The organism is Haloarcula rubripromontorii (genome assembly GCF_001280425.1).
Taxonomy (GTDB): Archaea; Halobacteriota; Halobacteria; order Halobacteriales; family Haloarculaceae; genus Haloarcula; species Haloarcula rubripromontorii.
Genome location: NZ_LIUF01000004.1, coordinates 217066 through 233279, shown reverse-complemented (window position 1 = coordinate 233279; position 16214 = coordinate 217066). Strand labels below are relative to the sequence as shown.

17 protein-coding genes are annotated in these 16214 nt (G+C 65.9%); 7 read left to right on the top strand and 10 right to left on the bottom strand.

Going from position 1 to position 16214, the window contains the following annotated elements:
• Positions 1-14 precede the first annotated feature (14 nt).
• Positions 15-716: an SOS response-associated peptidase gene (locus tag AMS69_RS13505; protein ID WP_053968595.1), complete on the top strand. Its 702-nt coding sequence runs from the start codon at positions 15-17 to the stop codon at positions 714-716.
• Between the two features lie 8 nt (positions 717-724).
• Here AMS69_RS13505 and AMS69_RS21125 read toward each other — a convergent pair whose 3' ends face one another.
• Positions 725-850: a hypothetical protein gene (locus tag AMS69_RS21125; protein ID WP_255410214.1), complete on the bottom strand. Its 126-nt coding sequence runs from the start codon at positions 848-850 to the stop codon at positions 725-727.
• Positions 851-969: 119 nt separating this feature from the next.
• On the opposite strand from AMS69_RS21125, the gene cysK reads away from it, so the two are divergent.
• Positions 970-1956, top strand: coding sequence for a cysteine synthase A (gene cysK, locus AMS69_RS13500; protein WP_053968594.1), 987 nt, complete (start codon positions 970-972; stop codon positions 1954-1956).
• 7 nt (positions 1957-1963) lie between these two features.
• Here the strand turns inward: cysK and AMS69_RS13495 are convergent, their stop codons facing one another.
• Both AMS69_RS13495 and AMS69_RS13490 read right to left on the bottom strand, forming a co-directional pair.
• Complete coding sequence (locus AMS69_RS13495) at positions 1964-2377, bottom strand: hypothetical protein (protein ID WP_053968593.1); 414 nt, start codon at positions 2375-2377, stop codon at positions 1964-1966.
• A gap of 61 nt (positions 2378-2438) precedes the next feature.
• Complete coding sequence (locus AMS69_RS13490; protein ID WP_053968592.1) at positions 2439-3050, bottom strand: translation initiation factor IF-2 subunit beta; 612 nt, start codon at positions 3048-3050, stop codon at positions 2439-2441.
• A gap of 97 nt (positions 3051-3147) precedes the next feature.
• Between AMS69_RS13490 and AMS69_RS13485 the strand changes: the two genes are divergently transcribed.
• A complete protein-coding gene (locus AMS69_RS13485) occupies positions 3148-3525 on the top strand; it encodes a DUF7344 domain-containing protein (RefSeq protein WP_053968591.1) in 378 nt (125 codons plus the stop codon).
• A 10-nt stretch (positions 3526-3535) separates the two neighbouring features.
• On the top strand, positions 3536-4255 hold the full coding sequence (locus tag AMS69_RS13480; RefSeq protein WP_053968875.1) for a DICT sensory domain-containing protein: 720 nt from the start codon (positions 3536-3538) through the stop codon (positions 4253-4255).
• A 39-nt stretch (positions 4256-4294) separates the two neighbouring features.
• Here the strand turns inward: AMS69_RS13480 and AMS69_RS13475 are convergent, their stop codons facing one another.
• Positions 4295-5419 carry a CapA family protein gene (locus AMS69_RS13475; RefSeq protein WP_053968590.1) on the bottom strand — a complete coding sequence of 375 codons (1125 nt, stop codon included), beginning with the start codon at positions 5417-5419 and terminating at the stop codon, positions 4295-4297.
• A 121-nt stretch (positions 5420-5540) separates the two neighbouring features.
• On the opposite strand from AMS69_RS13475, the gene AMS69_RS13470 reads away from it, so the two are divergent.
• Entirely contained in the window at positions 5541-5912 is a 372-nt protein-coding gene (locus AMS69_RS13470) for a hypothetical protein (RefSeq protein ID WP_053968589.1), read from the top strand.
• 36 nt (positions 5913-5948) lie between these two features.
• Here the strand turns inward: AMS69_RS13470 and AMS69_RS13465 are convergent, their stop codons facing one another.
• The 6 genes from AMS69_RS13465 to AMS69_RS13440 form a co-directional block, all read right to left on the bottom strand.
• Positions 5949-7772, bottom strand: coding sequence for an L-aspartate oxidase (locus AMS69_RS13465; protein ID WP_053968588.1), 1824 nt, complete (start codon positions 7770-7772; stop codon positions 5949-5951).
• Positions 7773-7864: 92 nt separating this feature from the next.
• Positions 7865-9340 (bottom strand): arginine/ornithine antiporter ArcD, encoded by a 1476-nt coding sequence (gene arcD / locus AMS69_RS13460; RefSeq protein WP_053968587.1) that lies wholly within the window; start codon positions 9338-9340, stop codon positions 7865-7867.
• A gap of 202 nt (positions 9341-9542) precedes the next feature.
• A complete protein-coding gene (locus AMS69_RS13455) occupies positions 9543-10655 on the bottom strand; it encodes an ABC transporter ATP-binding protein (protein ID WP_053968586.1) in 1113 nt (370 codons plus the stop codon).
• A 25-nt stretch (positions 10656-10680) separates the two neighbouring features.
• Positions 10681-12546: an ABC transporter permease gene (locus tag AMS69_RS13450; RefSeq protein ID WP_053968585.1), complete on the bottom strand. Its 1866-nt coding sequence runs from the start codon at positions 12544-12546 to the stop codon at positions 10681-10683.
• Positions 12547-12558: 12 nt separating this feature from the next.
• Positions 12559-13671 carry a thiamine ABC transporter substrate-binding protein gene (locus AMS69_RS13445; protein ID WP_053968584.1) on the bottom strand — a complete coding sequence of 371 codons (1113 nt, stop codon included), beginning with the start codon at positions 13669-13671 and terminating at the stop codon, positions 12559-12561.
• Between the two features lie 64 nt (positions 13672-13735).
• Positions 13736-14152, bottom strand: coding sequence for a DUF5658 family protein (locus AMS69_RS13440; protein WP_202904550.1), 417 nt, complete (start codon positions 14150-14152; stop codon positions 13736-13738).
• Between the two features lie 98 nt (positions 14153-14250).
• On the opposite strand from AMS69_RS13440, the gene pdhA reads away from it, so the two are divergent.
• Complete coding sequence (gene pdhA, locus AMS69_RS13435; RefSeq protein ID WP_053968583.1) at positions 14251-15363, top strand: pyruvate dehydrogenase (acetyl-transferring) E1 component subunit alpha; 1113 nt, start codon at positions 14251-14253, stop codon at positions 15361-15363.
• Positions 15364-15405: 42 nt separating this feature from the next.
• Complete coding sequence (locus AMS69_RS13430; protein ID WP_053968582.1) at positions 15406-16128, top strand: hypothetical protein; 723 nt, start codon at positions 15406-15408, stop codon at positions 16126-16128.
• Positions 16129-16214: the final 86 nt, after the last annotated feature.

Genomic DNA, 16214 nt, shown 5'->3' with positions numbered 1-16214 from the left:
GACAAGAACAGGCCATGTGTGGCCGCTACAGTTTGTTTTCCCCCCGCGAAGACATCGAGGCGCGATTTGATGCCGAATTTAGCTTCGACCACGAGCCCCGATACAACGCCGCTCCGAGTCAGGACCTGCCGGTCATCACTGGCGAGTCGCCCGGAACAATCCAGCGGCTGGAGTGGGGACTGATTCCGAGTTGGGCCGACAGCCGAACAGACCACGGGCATATCAACGCCCGCGCCGAGACTCTCTCGGAAAAACGCTCGTTTGCCGATGCCTACGAGTCCCGGCGCTGTCTGGTTCCCGCTGATGGGTTCTACGAGTGGGTCGAGACGAGCGACGGCAAGCAACCGTACCGCGTGGCGCTGCCGGACGACGACCTGTTCGCGATGGCGGGGCTGTACGAGCGGTGGGAGCCGCCACAGCGCCAGACCGGACTGGGGGAGTTCGGTGCAAGCGGCGGCGATTCGGGCGGCGAAGACGATATCGTCGAGTCGTTCACGATAGTGACAACCGAGCCAAACGAGGCTGTTGCTGACCTCCATCACCGGATGGCTGTCATCCTCGACCCCGACGAGGAGTCGACGTGGCTCCAAGGTAGCACCGACGACGTATCGGCACTGCTTGACCCGTACGACGGGCCCATGCAGACCTATCCGGTTTCGTCAGCGGTCAACAGTCCGGCCAACGACTCGCCGGAACTCATCGAACCGGCCGGGTAGTGACGGGGTTACTCGCTCGGCGTGTTCTGGCGCTTGAACTGGTGCAGCATTTTCCAGAGCGTCTCTTCGTCGACCTGATTTTCCGCGGCGGATAGCTGTCGGTACAGGCCTTCTGAGACGGTAATCTCGGGCATTACTGGACACATCGGATGGGGCCGATATAAGCTTCTGGAGACTCGGAATCGAGTGAATCTATTCGACCCACAGTATTCTGGGTACTCCGTTACGGGGACCACTGTTCTTCTCCCGATGTATGCAGTCGTACGCCAAGCGAGATGATGACGGCACTGTCGCGGCCAGCGTGACTGACCTCATCGGCGAGACGCCGCTGGTCTGTCTCGACAGCTTCGCAGACAATCTACTCGGCAAGGTCGAAGCGGCAAATCCCTACTCAGTCAAGGACCGCATCGCGCTGTACATGGTCGAAGCGGCAAATCCCTACTCAGTCAAGGACCGCATCGCGCTGTACATGGTCGAAGCGGCCGCCGACTCCGGCGACCTCCCGGATGACGGGACGGTCGTCGAGGCGACCAGCGGTAACACTGGTATCGGACTGGCCGCTGTCTGTGCTGCACGGGGGTACGACTGCGTGCTGACGATGCCCGAATCGATGAGCGAGGAGCGCCGGCAGTTGCTGTCGGGGCTGGGTGCGGACCTCGAACTCACGCCGGCCGACGGCGGGATGAGCGGGGCCATCGAGCGGGCAAACGAACTCGCGGACGCGCCCGGGACCGTCCGCGCCCGGCAGTTCGAGAACGAAGCGAACCCGCGCGCCCACCGCGAGACGACGGGTCCGGAGATCTGGTCTGACACGGGCGGCGATGTGGACGCCGTCGTCGCCGGCGTCGGGACCGGCGGCACGATTACCGGCATCTCGGAGTACATCGAGGAGGAGGTCGGCGCGGACCTCACCTCGGTCGCCGTCGAACCGGAACAGTCGCAACTGCTCTCGGCGGACGACCCGGACAGTCACGACATCCAGGGTATCGGTCCCGGGTTTGTTCCGGACATCCTCCGGCGGGACCTCATCGACGAGGTGCGGACCGCTAGCAAAGCGGCCGCCATGGCGGCGTCCCACCGCCTCGCCGGCGAGGAAGGAATAATGGTCGGCATCTCGTCGGGAGCGGCGCTGCACGCGGCCGCGGAGTACGCGGGCGAGAACCCCGACGAGACGGTGGTCGTCGTCCTGCCGGACACCGGCGAGCGCTACCTCTCGACGGACCTCTGGGACGGCGACTGAGCGGGCTTCACCGGACGAACTCGTGAGGGTTCGTGTCCTCGGTCAGCGCCCGGTCGTCGGCCTCCGTCTCGAACGCTTCACCCGCCAGCAGAAGGTGCAGCGAGCACCCAGTAGCGAGGAGGACGCCCGCGAGCGGGACCGCGAACGTGGTGCCCGTCACGAGGGGGAGCAACTGGACGACGGCGATACCGCCGAACGCGACGACGCCGACCCAGCGGCTCCACGGTTTCCGGAACACGAGCGCGACGCCGGTGGGAACGAGGAGCAGTCCCAGCACGGCCTGACTGCCCGCACGGATCATTGCTCCTGCTGAGCCGAGCGAGACGAGTGTCAGTCCCCCTGAGAGGACGTGGACGCCACCGAGGCCGAGGGCTAGCAGTGCGACGGCGTACAGGCCCGCCTCGCCGTGATTGTCGAGCATACTACGACACTGAGCAGGCGAAATAAATGCTTTCTGTGGTGTCTCCTGTCCGGTGGACGGCCTACTGAACGCGGCCGAACGCTAGCGTGCCGCTGATGCTCTCGATGTAGGCGTCGACGACCTGTCCCTCGCGCGCTCCGGAGACGAAAATGGTGTACTTGCCCTTTTCGGCGACACCGTCACCCTCGCGGCCGGTGCCGGTGATCTTGACTTCGTAGGTCTCGCCCTCTTCGAGCGTCGGTCGGTCCTGCTGCGTGTTCGAACTCGCACCCTTGGCGACCGGGCGGAACGCACCACAGGCCTGACAGCGCAGCATGTCGACGCCGTCCTCGTTCTTGAGAACGGTGTCGGGCAGGCCACACTCCGAACAGGTGACGTACTCGGCGACGTACGCGTCGATGGCGGCCTCGAAGTCAGCGGTGTCGAACGAACCGTTGTAGCGGGCTTCGCCGCCGTCGAACTGGCCGTTGGTCCCGAACTCGCGCTGGATGGCTCGGTGGAGGTGCTGGGCGTCCCGTGAGACGGCGTCAGCGACTGCCTCCAAGTTTGTCAGGCGTGTGAATGCACCGTCCGTTTGGCCTTCGGGGTCCGGAATCGAGAGCCGTTCACCGGCTTCCCGGGGCTGGTCTGGTAGCACGTCATACGCACGCTGTAGAGCGGACTCGTAGTTCATACATTTTAGACGGTGCTGGCACGTAAATGGATTCCGTCACATCTGTGACTAGTTCTCGACAAATGATATTAATACTGCGAGTGGATAATTGGTTGATATGAATCAGCACGAACAGCCTGCAAAGACGCCGCAACTCTCGTCTGAGCAACTCGATACGCTGTTGCGCGCGCTGGCAGCCGAGCCGCGGCGGATGATATACACCTACCTCGCCGAACACGACTCGGCCACGATCGCGGAACTCACTGACGTGGTCGTGGGCTGGACGAAAGCGCGTGGGCGAGCCACCGACGCCTGCAACTGGGACGAAACCCGCACCGCGCTCCACCACCGCCACCTTCCCGTTCTCGCCGCTGCTGGCATTGTTAGCTACGATGCTGACCAGCAGACCGCGACGCTGGTGTCGCTGCCGCCGTCGACAGCCGAGGTTCTTGCAACGATACTCGAACTGGATGGTGAGACAGACCACGGAGACTGACGAGCTGCCGATGACCGTCAGCACGCTTCTCAGACGGTTTGAGCGCTCGGATGTGACCATGACTGTGTACGGCCCATCCGAAGCGACGGCTGTGGTCGAGCGTCTCGAAAGCCAGGGCATCGACGCCACCTGGCGGAAACTCCCGACCGGCCATGAAGATGCGTTTGCCGTCATCCGGCGGGACGGCGTGTTCGCCGAGACTATCCCCCTCACCGCGCTGCAGGCATTCTTATGCAAGCCGACGGTCGGGTCCGATGATAACGGACCGCCTGACAGTGATCCGGGCAGACAGCTTCTCCACTCGGCGCTTGCGAACACGCTTCTGGCATCGCTCACGCCGGCACAGCTGCTCGCAACGTCCCACGAGTTCGAGGACCGGGCCTACCGCGTCGGAGAAGGAGTCCTTCGAGTGAGCTTCCAGTCGCTGTCGATCTTCCGCTCTCAGCGCGCCCGGTATGAGACGCTTGCCAGCGACACGACCCTCGATATCCACGTCTACGGACAGGACGACTGGGAGCCGCCGCCGACTACCGGCATCACCTTCCATCCGCTCACAGATACCGCCCTCGAACAGGTGTGGTTGCTGGCGTTCGACGCTGCGGGTGACGACCAGAACAAGTGCGCGCTCGTCGCCGAAGAAACGGACGATGGCCCGTTCCGGGGCCTCTGGACGTACAACCCACAGCTCGTCGATGAAATAATGGCCGCGGTTGTGGCTGTTGACAGGTAGCAGCCGAACCCGCGCCGAACCGGAAACGCACAACAGATGCTATGCCGGACACGACAGCGGGACCCGGAGTCCCCGGCCGGCACGCTCGATACCGGTTCCGAAAGGCCGTGAGCGCTCACGTACTGTCTCACGAAGCCACTCAGCCACTGCCTCGTCCGCGTGCCTGACCCGGGTGTACGCGTTCTCGACCGGCGTCAGTTCGAGCGCGGCCAGCCGCCCGGCCTCGATGTGCAGTTCGAACAGGAAGCTCCGGTCGTTGCGGTAGCCGTCCTTGACCGCGTAGTCGTCGACGAAGTTGCCGGTGTCGTACATGATTGGGCGACCGCGATACACCTCGATGCCCTGAATGACGTGGGCACTGTGGCCGTGGACCACGTCAGCCCCGTTGTCAATCAGCCAGCGGGCGAATGCCTGCTGTGTCTCAGCCGGCTCTGTCACCCAGTTTGGCCCCCAGTGGGCAGTGACGACGAGCAGGTCCGGGTCGGCCTCGCGAGCCCCCGCCAGCGCGCCCCCGACGCGGCGGCGAGTCAGCGGGTGGGTCGGGTCAAGCGGTGTGTAGGCCGTGCCGGGGCTGTCGCCGTCGGCTGCGTAGCTGGGCGACTGGTCAGTGACGGCAACGACGGCGACCGAGAGCCCGCCGATCTCGACGACCGCCGGCTCGAACGCGGCGCTCCGGGTCTCACCAGCGCCGGTCGAGGCGATGCCAGCGTCGGCGAGGGTGGCCGGCGTGTCCGCGAGCGCCGCCGGGCCGAAATCGAGCAGGTGGTTGTTCGCCAGTCCGGCACAGGAGACGTCGGCACGTTCCAGCGCGGGCACGGCCCAGTCGGGGCTCGCCCGGAAGTGGAACCGACGGCCGGGCCGTGGTTCGCCGCGGTCCGAGAGACAGCATTCGAGGTTCGCTACCAGCCCATCGAGTGACTGGAGTTGGTCGACCATCGACCCCCAGACGGCGGTCGGTCCGTCGGGGGCATCGCGCCAGCGTTCGTCGACGCTCCGGCCCAGCATCACGTCGCCGACGAAGCCGATGCGCAGGGACGCGTCTGTCGGGACTGAGAGCGGACACGACACGTCCGCGTCGTCGGCACCCAGACAGCCTGAAACGGCGGTGAGACCGGCGAGTGCGGAGCCACCGCGGGCGAGGACGGTTCGGCGGGTCGGTACCACAGTGAATAGAGCGTCGACTGGAACCGGCTTGAATCTCGGTGTGGTAAAAAAGCGTCTGGGGTGTGTCATTACTGGACACACTCCGGTTGGTTACTTTTAGTTACCTACCCTCTGTCGAGGTATGCCGAGTGACACCACGCCAGACCGCGACGGCGACGAGGAGTGTACGACCACGGAGTCGTTCGCAGACCACGGCCTCGACGACGGGAGCGTCCTCATCAGCCGGACGTACAACCGACTCGCGGCGGACGGTGAACCCGCGTTCGAACCGACGCCGGAGTTCTTCGACACGCTGGAGGCGGCGTTCATCTGGGCCTACATCGGTACGATTGACGAACCCGGCGTCCCGCCCCACGTCGAGGCGGCTATCGAGGACGCCCGGGAGTTCACGCGCCAGGAGTTCGAGAACGACCCCGACGCGGACCTCCGGACGGAGGTGCTTCCGACCTTCTACCAGCAGGTCGCCGGCTTCCACTGCGCGTACCGCGATTGAAGTCGTGCCCGCGGGTACGCCCCGCCGCCGACCGGGCTATTCGAGGTGGTGGTAGTCGAGTTCGTAGCCGACGTCGACCGCCTCGCTGACGGCTTCGCTCGGCTCGGCGACGCCGCGGGTCGTCAGTTCGAGGCCGGTGTCGCCGCGGTTCACGAGGATGTTTCTCCGCCAGTCGGGCTCCACGTCGGAGGCGTCAGTGCGGTAGTGTGCGCCGCGTGACTCGTCGCGCTCGCGTGCGCTCAGCAGCAGGGCCTCAGCGACCGTGAGGCTGAACGAGAGGTCGACAGCGAGTTCGAACGACAGGCTTGTCCGGTCGCCGTCGACGCCGATGTCTCCCGTCCGCTCGCGGAGGTCTCGGAGTTTCTTCAGCCCGACCGACAGCGACTCCTCGTTACGGAGAATTCCGGCGTGTGCCCACAGCAAGTCGCCGAGGTCCGCGAGGAGTTCTTCGGGGGTCTCGTCGCCGTCCGACGCCGCAAGTTCCTGCAGCGACCGGAACTCGCGCTCTGCGATGGCACGCTGACCAGCCGGCAGGGCGTCGTCGCGGTCGTCATCTGTCACCTGCGCCGTGACGTGGTCGCCGACGAGCGCGCCGATGGCGACCGTCTCCGCCAGCGAGTTCCCGCCGAGCCGGTTCGCGCCGTGAACGCCCGCCACCGTCTCGCCGACGGCGTAGAGTCCATCGACGCCCGTCTCGCCGGTCTCGAAGTCGATGTCGACGCCGCCCATCGAATAGTGGGCGGTCGGCGCGACTTCCATGGGCTGCTCTGTGATGTCGACGCCGAGGTCCATGAACCGCTCGTACATCCGCGGGAGCCGCGATTTGATGTACTCGTCGTCGCGATGGGAGATGTCCAGATAGACCCCGCCGTTCTCCGTTCCACGGCCCTCGCGGAGTTCCTGTGCGATGGCGCGGGCCACCACGTCCCGCGCGTCGAGTTCCATCTGGTCGGGCGAGTACTCTTCCATGAATCGCTCGCCATCGGCATTGAGCAGCCGACCGCCTTCCCCGCGGACCGCTTCGGTGACGAGGCGGCCGTCCCAGTCCTCGCCGTAGCGGTCGCCGACCATCCCCGTCGGGTGGAACTGCACGAACTCCATGTCCAGCAGCGACGCGCCGGCGTCGAGCGCCAGTGCCGGGCCATCGCCGTTGTTCTCCTCGTCGCGCGAGGAGTGGCGGTTGTACAGCGCGGAGGAGCCACCCGCCGCCAGAACGACGTGGTCCGACTCGAAGAGGATGAACTCGCCGCTCTCCATGTCGTAGCCGGCCGCGCCGTAGACGCGGTCGCCGTCCGACAGCAGGCGCGTAATCATCACGTTGTCGCGATAGGGAATTTCGAGGGACTGAGCCTTGTCGACGAGCGTATTCAGCATCGCCTCGCCCGTGCGGTCGCCGACGAAGCAGGTCCGGCGGAACGACTGCGCGCCGAAGTACCGCTGATTGATCTTCCCGTCGTCGGTTCGGTCGAAGGGCATCCCCCAGTCGTCGAGTTCCCGGATGCGGTCGGGCATGTGCTTGGCCGTTAGCTCGACCGCTTTCGGGTCGTTGATGAAATGCCCCTCGTCAAGCGTATCCGCTGCATGGATGGTCCAGTCGTCCTCGGGGTCCAGCGACCCCAGCGAGGCGTTGATACCGCCGGCCGCCCACGTCGTGTGGGCGTCACCGTGGTCCCGCTTGCCGATGACCAGCGGTTCGACACCGTTCTCGGCAAGCCCGATGGCGACCCGCGCCCCGGCAGCGCCAGCGCCGACGACCAGCACTGGGACCGACACCGTCTCGTAGTCGACTGCCGGGCCTGCGTCGCTCGCCCGACTGTCGGCAGCCTGCTCGCCGTCAGCGGATGGCTTCTGTGGTGTCATCATATACTGTAGGGGCTGTGGACTTATCAGGGCTTCGCGCGCACGCGCACGCGAACGCGAGCCTGCGATCACTGTCGGTGGTGCAGGGTCGATTAGTCCTCGCCCGCTGTCACTGACCCGGCACCGCCGGACTTCGCGGCCGTGTCTTGGGCGTCAGCTCGGTCCGCATAGACGATTTGCCAGCCGGTCACCCCCATGAACAGCAACACGAGCGGCGAGAGGAAGCCGAAGAAGTAGTACGGCGCGTAGGAAAGCGTCGGGACGCCGAGCGTCCCGGCCATGAACAGCCCGCCGCTGCTCCACGGGATAAGCGCACTCGTCGTCGTCCCCGACGCTTCGATGGCCCGGGAGAGGTTCTGGCTCTTGAGTCCCTGTTCGTTGTACAGATTCCCGAGCGTCATCCCCGGCACCACGATACTCACATACTGTTCCGCCGCGAGAATATTCATCGAGACAGCGGACACAGCGGTCACGCCCGTGAGGCTCGCAACATTGTGGCAGAGTCGTCCGAGATGGTGGGAAAGCACCGCGAGCACGCCAGCACGTTCGAGCAGGCCACCCAGCGCGAGTGCGGCAATCGCGATTGTCACGATCCACGCGCCGCCGATCAGCCCGCCGCTCTCTAAGAGGCCGTTCACGAGTTCCATGCCCGTCTCTGGGGCCGTCCCGGACTGTGCCGCCGACCAGGCAGCGGCGAATCCGGTTCCCTGTACAAGCATCGCGGTCCCGACGCCCGCGAAGACGCCTGTTCCGAGCGTCGGCAGGGCGGGGATGCCCCGCAGTGCAAGTCCAAAGGTCACGACGACCGGCAAAAACACGAGCGGTGAGACGACGTACGTGCTTTCGATGGCCGCCTGAATGGACGCAACGCGGTCAGCGGGAATAGCCCCAGCGGCCCGCAGTCCGAGGCCGGCGTACAGGAGGACGGCAATCGTGAACGCGACGAGCGTGCCGGCCCGCATCGCATTGATGTGTTCGTACAGGTCCGTGTCTGTCACTGCGGCGGCGAGGTTCGTCGTATCCGAGAGCGGGGACTGCTTGTCTCCCGTGTATGCCCCGCTGAGAATTGCGCCGGCAGTCATCGGCTCGGAAATACCCAGGCCCGAACCGATACCGATGAGCGCCACCCCGAGCGTCCCGGCCGTCGTCCACGAGGACCCAACGGCGAAAGAGATTATGGCAGAGAGAATCGCCGCCACCGGGAGAAACACTGTCGGAGTGAACAACTCCAGCCCGAAGTACATCAGGCCGGGAATCGTGCCCGCCTGAATCCACGACGCGATGAGTGCATAGACGGTGAACATGATGAGAATCACCCGCATCCCCATGAGCAGGCTACTGGCGATGCCGTCGTACAGGTCTTCCCACGACAGCCCGAGGTGATACCGTGCGAACAGGCCGGTGAAGGCAATTCCCCAGAACAGCGGGAACTGTGGGTCGAGATCGAAGGCAATGAGGCCTACGCTGAGGAATACGATCATTCCCGCGATAGGCACGAGCGCGGCACCCAGCGACGGCCGCTCAGACGGGTCGATATCGTCGAACAGCCGGGGTTCGAACTCGACCATCACCGCACCCCGTCGCGCCTATCCGGCAGGACTCCGGCATGGCTCTGGTCTGGGGCCGGTGATTTTCGCAAACCCTGTCGACACGCTCCGATACACCCGTTTCGAACAGTTGCGACGGCACTGCGTGTCATACTGATATCGGCGATAGCCACAGGTGGGTTAAAACAGACTCCATTCCGGTGTGGGCGTGAGGGTTGGTACCTTACGACTGCCTGTCGACGATGTGTGCGTCAGTCGGGGCAAAGCCGACTGTCACGGTGCCGGTCGGCGGGTCTTCGGCTCGCAACAGGAGTTCTCGGCCCTCCCATTCGAGGTGTACACGCGTGGTCTCCCCGAGGAACTCCGCGCTCGTGACGGTCGCCGTCAGCGCGTTTCGGTCGGCGTCGACAGCAAGCCGTTCCGGCCGAACGCAGAACGTGAGTCGATCTCCAGACGAGACAGCCGCCGGGTCGCTGTCGCCCTCCAGGGCCACTGAGAGCGTCGTCCCGTCGACCGTCACGTCCGCGATAGGGTGTCCCCTCTCAGCCCCAGAACCGTCGGGGGCATCGGCCGACCGCACCGCCGTTACCGCACCACTGAGAACGTTGTTGTCGCCGACGAAGGTGGCGACGAACTCAGTCGCCGGCTCGCGGTAGATGGTCCGCGGTGGCGCGACCTGTTCCGGCGTCCCGTCGCGCATGACTGCCACGCGGTCGGACACGGCCAGGGCTTCCTCCTGGTCGTGGGTGACGTAAATCGTCGTAATACCCAGTTCCTGCTGAATCTCGCGAACCTGCACGCGGAGGCGCTCCCGGAGCTTCGCATCGAGGGCGCTCATCGGCTCGTCCAGCAAGAGTACGTCGGGGCCGGGAGCCAGTGCGCGGGCCATCGCCACCCGCTGTTGCTGGCCGCCCGAGAGCGTGTCCGGGTCCCGGTCCGCCATGCCGCCGAGGTCAACCAGCTCAAGCAGTTCACGCACCCGAGCCTCGTCGCTGCCGCCGCCCGGCGGGTCGGAGAACTGGAGCCCGTAGGCGACGTTCTCCCCGACGGTCATGTGGGGGAACAGCGCGTAGTTCTGGAAGACGACGCCCACGTCGCGGTCCTCCGGCGGGACGCCGGTGACGGACTCGCCGCCGAACCGGACCGTGCCCCGCGTCGGGTCCTCGAAACCGGCGATAAGTCGGAGCGTCGTCGTCTTCCCACAGCCGGAGGGACCGACCAGCGTAAAGAACTCGCCTTCTTGCACGGAGAGCGACAGGTCCTCGACGGCGGTCGTCTCGCCGTAGCGTCTGGTGACACCGTCGAGTTCGACCGCCGGCGGGGCAGTCCGGTTCACGGCAGCACTGTCTGATCGGGGTCCCTTAGAACCCAACGTCGTCACCCCCCAGCCGGTCGATGAGCAAGAAGCTCGCGCTGGTAACCACGAGCAGAACGACACCCATCGCTGTCGCGGGGCCGAGGCGGCGACCGATGAACCGCTCGATGGCGATTGGCATCGTGAACTGGTTCGTCCCCGAGGCAAGCACAATCGTCGCCGAGAACTCCCCGATGGAGATGGCGAAGGCGAACGCCGCGCCGGCGACGACGGCTGGCCACACGAGGGGGAGTTCGATGTCCAGCAGCGCTCTGGCACGCGGCGCGCCGAGCGCGCGGGCTGATTCGACCAGCGTGCGGTCGATGCCTTCCAGCCCGGGTGCGACCGTCCGAACGACGAACGGATAGCCGGCGACGGCGTGGGCGGCGACGATGGCGAGGCCGCCGCCCACGGCGAGACGGGTGCCGCCGATTTCGAACCCGAAGACGAGGCCCCGGAGCAGGCCGAGGCCGACGACGATACCCGACACGGCCAGCGGGGCCATCGCCACCGCGTCGACGACCTTCCGGCCGCGGTAGTCCCGCGTGGTGAGGACGGCGACGACGACGCCCATCGGGAGCGCGACGGCGAGCGAGGCGACGCCGAACAGCAGTGAGTTCCTGACCGCATCCCACGGCTGGACCTGGAACGACGCGCCGGTCGTCTGGCGGTCGACGAGGAACCGGTAGTTTGCCAGCGTCAGCCCCTCCGGCCCGCTGAGGCTGGCCAGTACCATGCTCGCTATCGGCGCGACGAACACCGCCAGCGCGACGACGGCGTAGGCGGCGAGCCCGGCTCTGGGGAGCAGTTCCCGGATGGAAAACGACGGGGGCGTCAGTGGCCGCCGCGGGAGCGGCCGTATCCCTCGTGACTGAACGGTGTGTCTGGCCTCGTACCGGAGATATGCGTACAGCAAGCCAAGTGAGATGCCGAGTTCGATGAGCGCGAGGGCGGCCGCTTCCGCGTACTCCAGGTCGCGGATGAGCCGGTAGACGAACACCTCGACGGTCGCAAGCTGGAAGCCGCCGAGCGCGAGGACGATTGGGAACGTCGAGAAGGTGAACACGAAGGTAAGCGCCGCGCCCATCAGCACCGATGGGACGAGCTGGGGGGCGACCACGTCCCGGAACGCCCGGAGGGGACTCGCGCCGAGGCTCCGAGCCGTCTCGACCGCGCTGGCGTCGACGGACTCCCAGGCGGCGGTGGTCACTCGGGCGACGAGGGGCGCGTTGTAGAAGGCATGGGCGATGACGACGGCTTCCAGCGTGAACAGGAGATTGACTTCTCCCAGACCGAGCGCGCCGAGCACGGCGTTGAGCGTTCCGTTCTGACCGAATGTCGCGACGAAGCCGACGGCGACCATTATCGACGGGAGGACGAACGGGAGAATCGTCAGCGACCGGAGTGTGCGTCGTCCCGGGAATTCGAACCGGGCCAGCAGATACGCCGCTGGCAGGCCGAGCGCAACGCTGGCGACGGTCGAGAGGGCCGCCTGATACGTCGTGAAGCCGATGACGCCCAGCCGCCGGTCCGGCGAGCGGATGCTTTCGATGACAGCTCTCACTGGTTCGCCGGAGAGCAACCGGGCCAGTTCGCCGAAGTAGAACGGGTCCTGCAGTATCGAGACGAACACCTGGGCAGTCCAGCGGCCGTCGACGAGAACGCTGTCGACGAACACCGTTGCCACCGGGTAGTAGAAGATGCCGAGCAACAGCGCGATGGTGGCGACTGCGAGTCCGACGACCCCCCGACGCTCGATAGTGGTCCGGACGCTCCGGCCTTGCTCGCCGGACGGACGACTCGCTGTCTCTGTCGCCGTTTCGCTGTCGTCACTGCCAGCACCAGCCGCGCCGCCGTCGACATCTCGGGCCACAGTCCGTGGTCGTTAGTTCGAGGCGAACTGCCGCTCCCAGTCGGAAATCCAGCCCGAAACCGAGCCCCTGAGCTCGTCGTAGCCGAACGTGACCGGCTCCGGGGGCTCCTGTGCGAGTTCGGCGTAGTCCGCCGGGAGGTCGGCCGATTCGGTCGCCGGGAACTGGACGTTCCGGACGGCGATTTCGCCCTGAATCTCCGGCCGCAGCAGGAAGCCCATGAACTCCCGGGCGAGGTCGGGCGTGTCCGCGCCCTCGAACACCGCCATCCCCTCGGGATTGGCGTAGCCCTGGTCGTTCAGGAAGCGAATCTGGTGTTTCTCCATGTTCGCGTCGTTCCGGTCGGCGAAAACCTGGTCCGTGGAGTAGGAGACGACCATCGGCGCTTCGCCGCCCGACCACGCGCTGTAGGCGTCGCTCCACGACCCGAGGACCCGAACGTCGTTGTCCTGCAGGTCGCTCCAGTAGTCCAGGTAGCCGTCCGGGCCGAACTGCTTGACCGTGTGCAGCAGGAACGCCCGCCCGGTCGCGGAACTCGCGGGGTTCTGCGTGATGAGGTCGCCGGCGTGTTCGTCAGCGAGGAGGCCGTCGAAGGTCTCCGGCGCGGTGGTGGCTGTGCCGTCGAACACCAGGCTGATGTAACCGGTGTCGTAGGGAATCGCCCGCCCGTCGGGGTCGAACTGCAGGCCGGGCTTGATGTCGTCCTGCCCGGCCACGTCGCCGACCTCGGCGAACAGCCCGTCGTCGAGGTTCTCGTCGACCCGGACGAGGTGGTCCGTGTTCAGCCCGAGATACATGTCGGCCTCGATGTCGACGCCGGCGTTCCGGCGCTCGATGTAGTGGTTGACCTCGTTGCTCGGCGTCTGCCAGATCAGGCGGGCGTCGAACTCCTCTTCGAAGCGCTGTTTCACCCACGCGCCCGGACTCGTCGACGGGGAGTCGACGAACGCGCTGTACGTCCCGACGACCAGCGTCTCGTCGGCACCCCCGGCGTCGCCGGTGCTCGTTCCGGTGCCCGTCGACTCGTCCGTGCTCGATTCCTCGCCACCGCCGCCCAGCCCGGCACAGCCGGCAACCGAGGCGGACACCGTCGCGCCGGCCGCTGTCAGGAAGGAACGTCTATCCATTACTCCGTGGTCACACCCAGTGGTACTTAACCCCGGTGTTCCTGAATTCTAAGGTATCAGGCCTTCAAATACCTGCAGCGGCCGTTATTATCCCGCGGTACTGCAGGATGGTGACTGAGTTGTAGGCGACGACCGCGAGCGTCACCACCGCGAACAGGGCGAGAAAGACCGTCGCGTTGCGCTCGGAGAGCAGTCGCCACCCGACGACCAGCCACAGCATTGCCCCGAACTTCACGAGCCAGAGGCCCGCCAGCCCGAACTCCGCAAGCATCGCGCTGACGACGACGTTGCCCTCCTGCAGGCCGACTGTGAGGCCGGTCATCGTCAGGAGGACGTCACCGACTGTTGCGACGAGGACGACAGTCCAGAGTACCGCATGCGTAGGCGACAGGTGGTGTTCTCGCCAGATCGTCTCCCTCTCACTGTCTGTCTCCGGACCCTCCTTGCCGAGCATTATGGACACGTTGGCCGGAAACGGCATGAATACTCGGGCCAGACTGTCGGTGCGTGCTGGAGTGGCTCGACTGACCAGATCCGAACACAGCTTTTTGACGGTCCTCTCCGAGGGTAGGGTACGAAATGACACAGGACGTTCTCAATCGAGCGCCCGACGACCGGATACAGGCGCTCGATTCAGACGGTGAGATCGTCGACCCGGACCTCATCCCGGACCTCTCTGATGCGGAACTGGTGTCGATGTACCGCGATATGCGTTTTGCCCGCCGGTTCGACGAGCGGATGATAAGCCTCCAGCGACAGGGTCGGCTCGGCACCTACTCCTCGCTGGCGGGTCAGGAGGGGGCACAGGTCGGGTCGACGTACGCGCTGGCCGACGAAGACACCATCTTCTACCAGTACCGGGAACACGGTTCGCTCGTCGCCCGTGGGCTCCCCTGGGAGTACGTTCTCTACTGGATGGGCCACGAAGGGGGTAACGCCGCTCTCGGCGACGTGAACGTGTTCCCGCTGAACATCTCCATCGGCGCGCACCTCCCTCACGCCGTGGGGTGGTCGTGGGCGGCTAAGAAAAAGGGCGACGAGCGGGCGGGTGTCGTCCACTTCGGCGACGGGGCCACCAGCGAGGGCGACTTCCACGAGGCGATGAACTTCGCCGGCGTGTTCGAGACGCCGACAGTGTTCTTCTGTAACAACAACCAGTGGGCCATCTCCGTGCCCCGGGAGCGCCAGACCGCCAGCGAGACGCTCGCGCAGAAAGCCGATGCCTACGGCTTCGACGGCGTGCAGGTCGACGGCATGGACCCGCTCGCGACCCACACCGTCACCGAGGCTGCCCGTGAGCGGGCAGTTGGGGCCGACGGAAGCGAGCCAGAGCCGGTCTTCATCGAGGCGGTACAGTACCGCTTCGGCGCGCACACGACCGCCGACGACCCGGACGTGTACCGCGACGACGCGGAGGTCGAGGCGTGGCGCGAGCGCGACCCGCTGGACCGCATGGAGGCGTTCCTCCGGAACTGCAATCTACTGGACGACCGGAAACTCGACGTGATGGACGACACCATCGACGAGCGCCTCGGCGAGATTATCGACAACGCTGAGTCTCACGCCGCCGAGCCGACGGACCTCTTTGTCGACGTGTACGCCGAGTCGACGCCGAACATCGACGAGCAACGTGAGTACTTCGAGGCGCTCCGAGAGCGCCACGGCGACGACGCGCTCCTGGAGTCCGAGTAGCCGACCGAGCCTGTTATTGCTGTCCCGTCGCTTCCGTCTACTGTGACTGAGTGGCCACCGGCGGACCCCGCCGACGCATCGGCCGTTGCACAGCAGCGTGACGAACTGGTCGCGGCGGTCCGGGACCACGCCGGACAGGTCGCCTACCAGCTTGCTCGACTGGAGGGTGGCGACTACGGGCAGGCGGACATCGAGACCGACCGCGGCGAGTGGACCGTGAAATACGAGGGCGGCGACCTGGAGTACCTCCGGTTCTCACCCTCGCGCGGCTCGGACACCTACGTCATCTCGACGAAACAGCCCCCTGAGCCGGAGCCACTCGCGGCCGCGCTCGCCGACTACGACGCCTTCGTTGCGGGATTCAACGACTACGTCGCCTCGCTCGACGGCGTCCTCGACGACGTGTCGACAGAGTTCCCGGAAATTGCGACGACCGACGGCGTCGTGGCCGAGCGGGACCGCGTCCTCGGCCGCATCCGCGAGGTCTGTGACCGGATCGCCCGGGAACTCCAGCGCTACGAGGGCGGCGACTACGGCACGTTCACCGAGAGAATCAACGGCACGCGCTGGGAACTGAAGTGGGACACCGACGGCGCGTCGTATCTCCGGGTCGGCGGGAGCAGCGGCCTGTATCTCCTCTCGCAGTACGAACCGCCGTCGGCGGCCGACATCCGCGAGTACGCCCCGCAGTTCGCGGACTTCGTCGACGCCTACAACGAGCACGTCGAGGACCTGGAATCGGACCTCGGAACCATCGAGCTCTGAGCAGAGGGGCGGTTCTCCCGCTTTCGACGGCTCCCACTTGGCGGATGGTGTGTCGCCTGTCCAACACACTGTCTCGGCGTAATCGC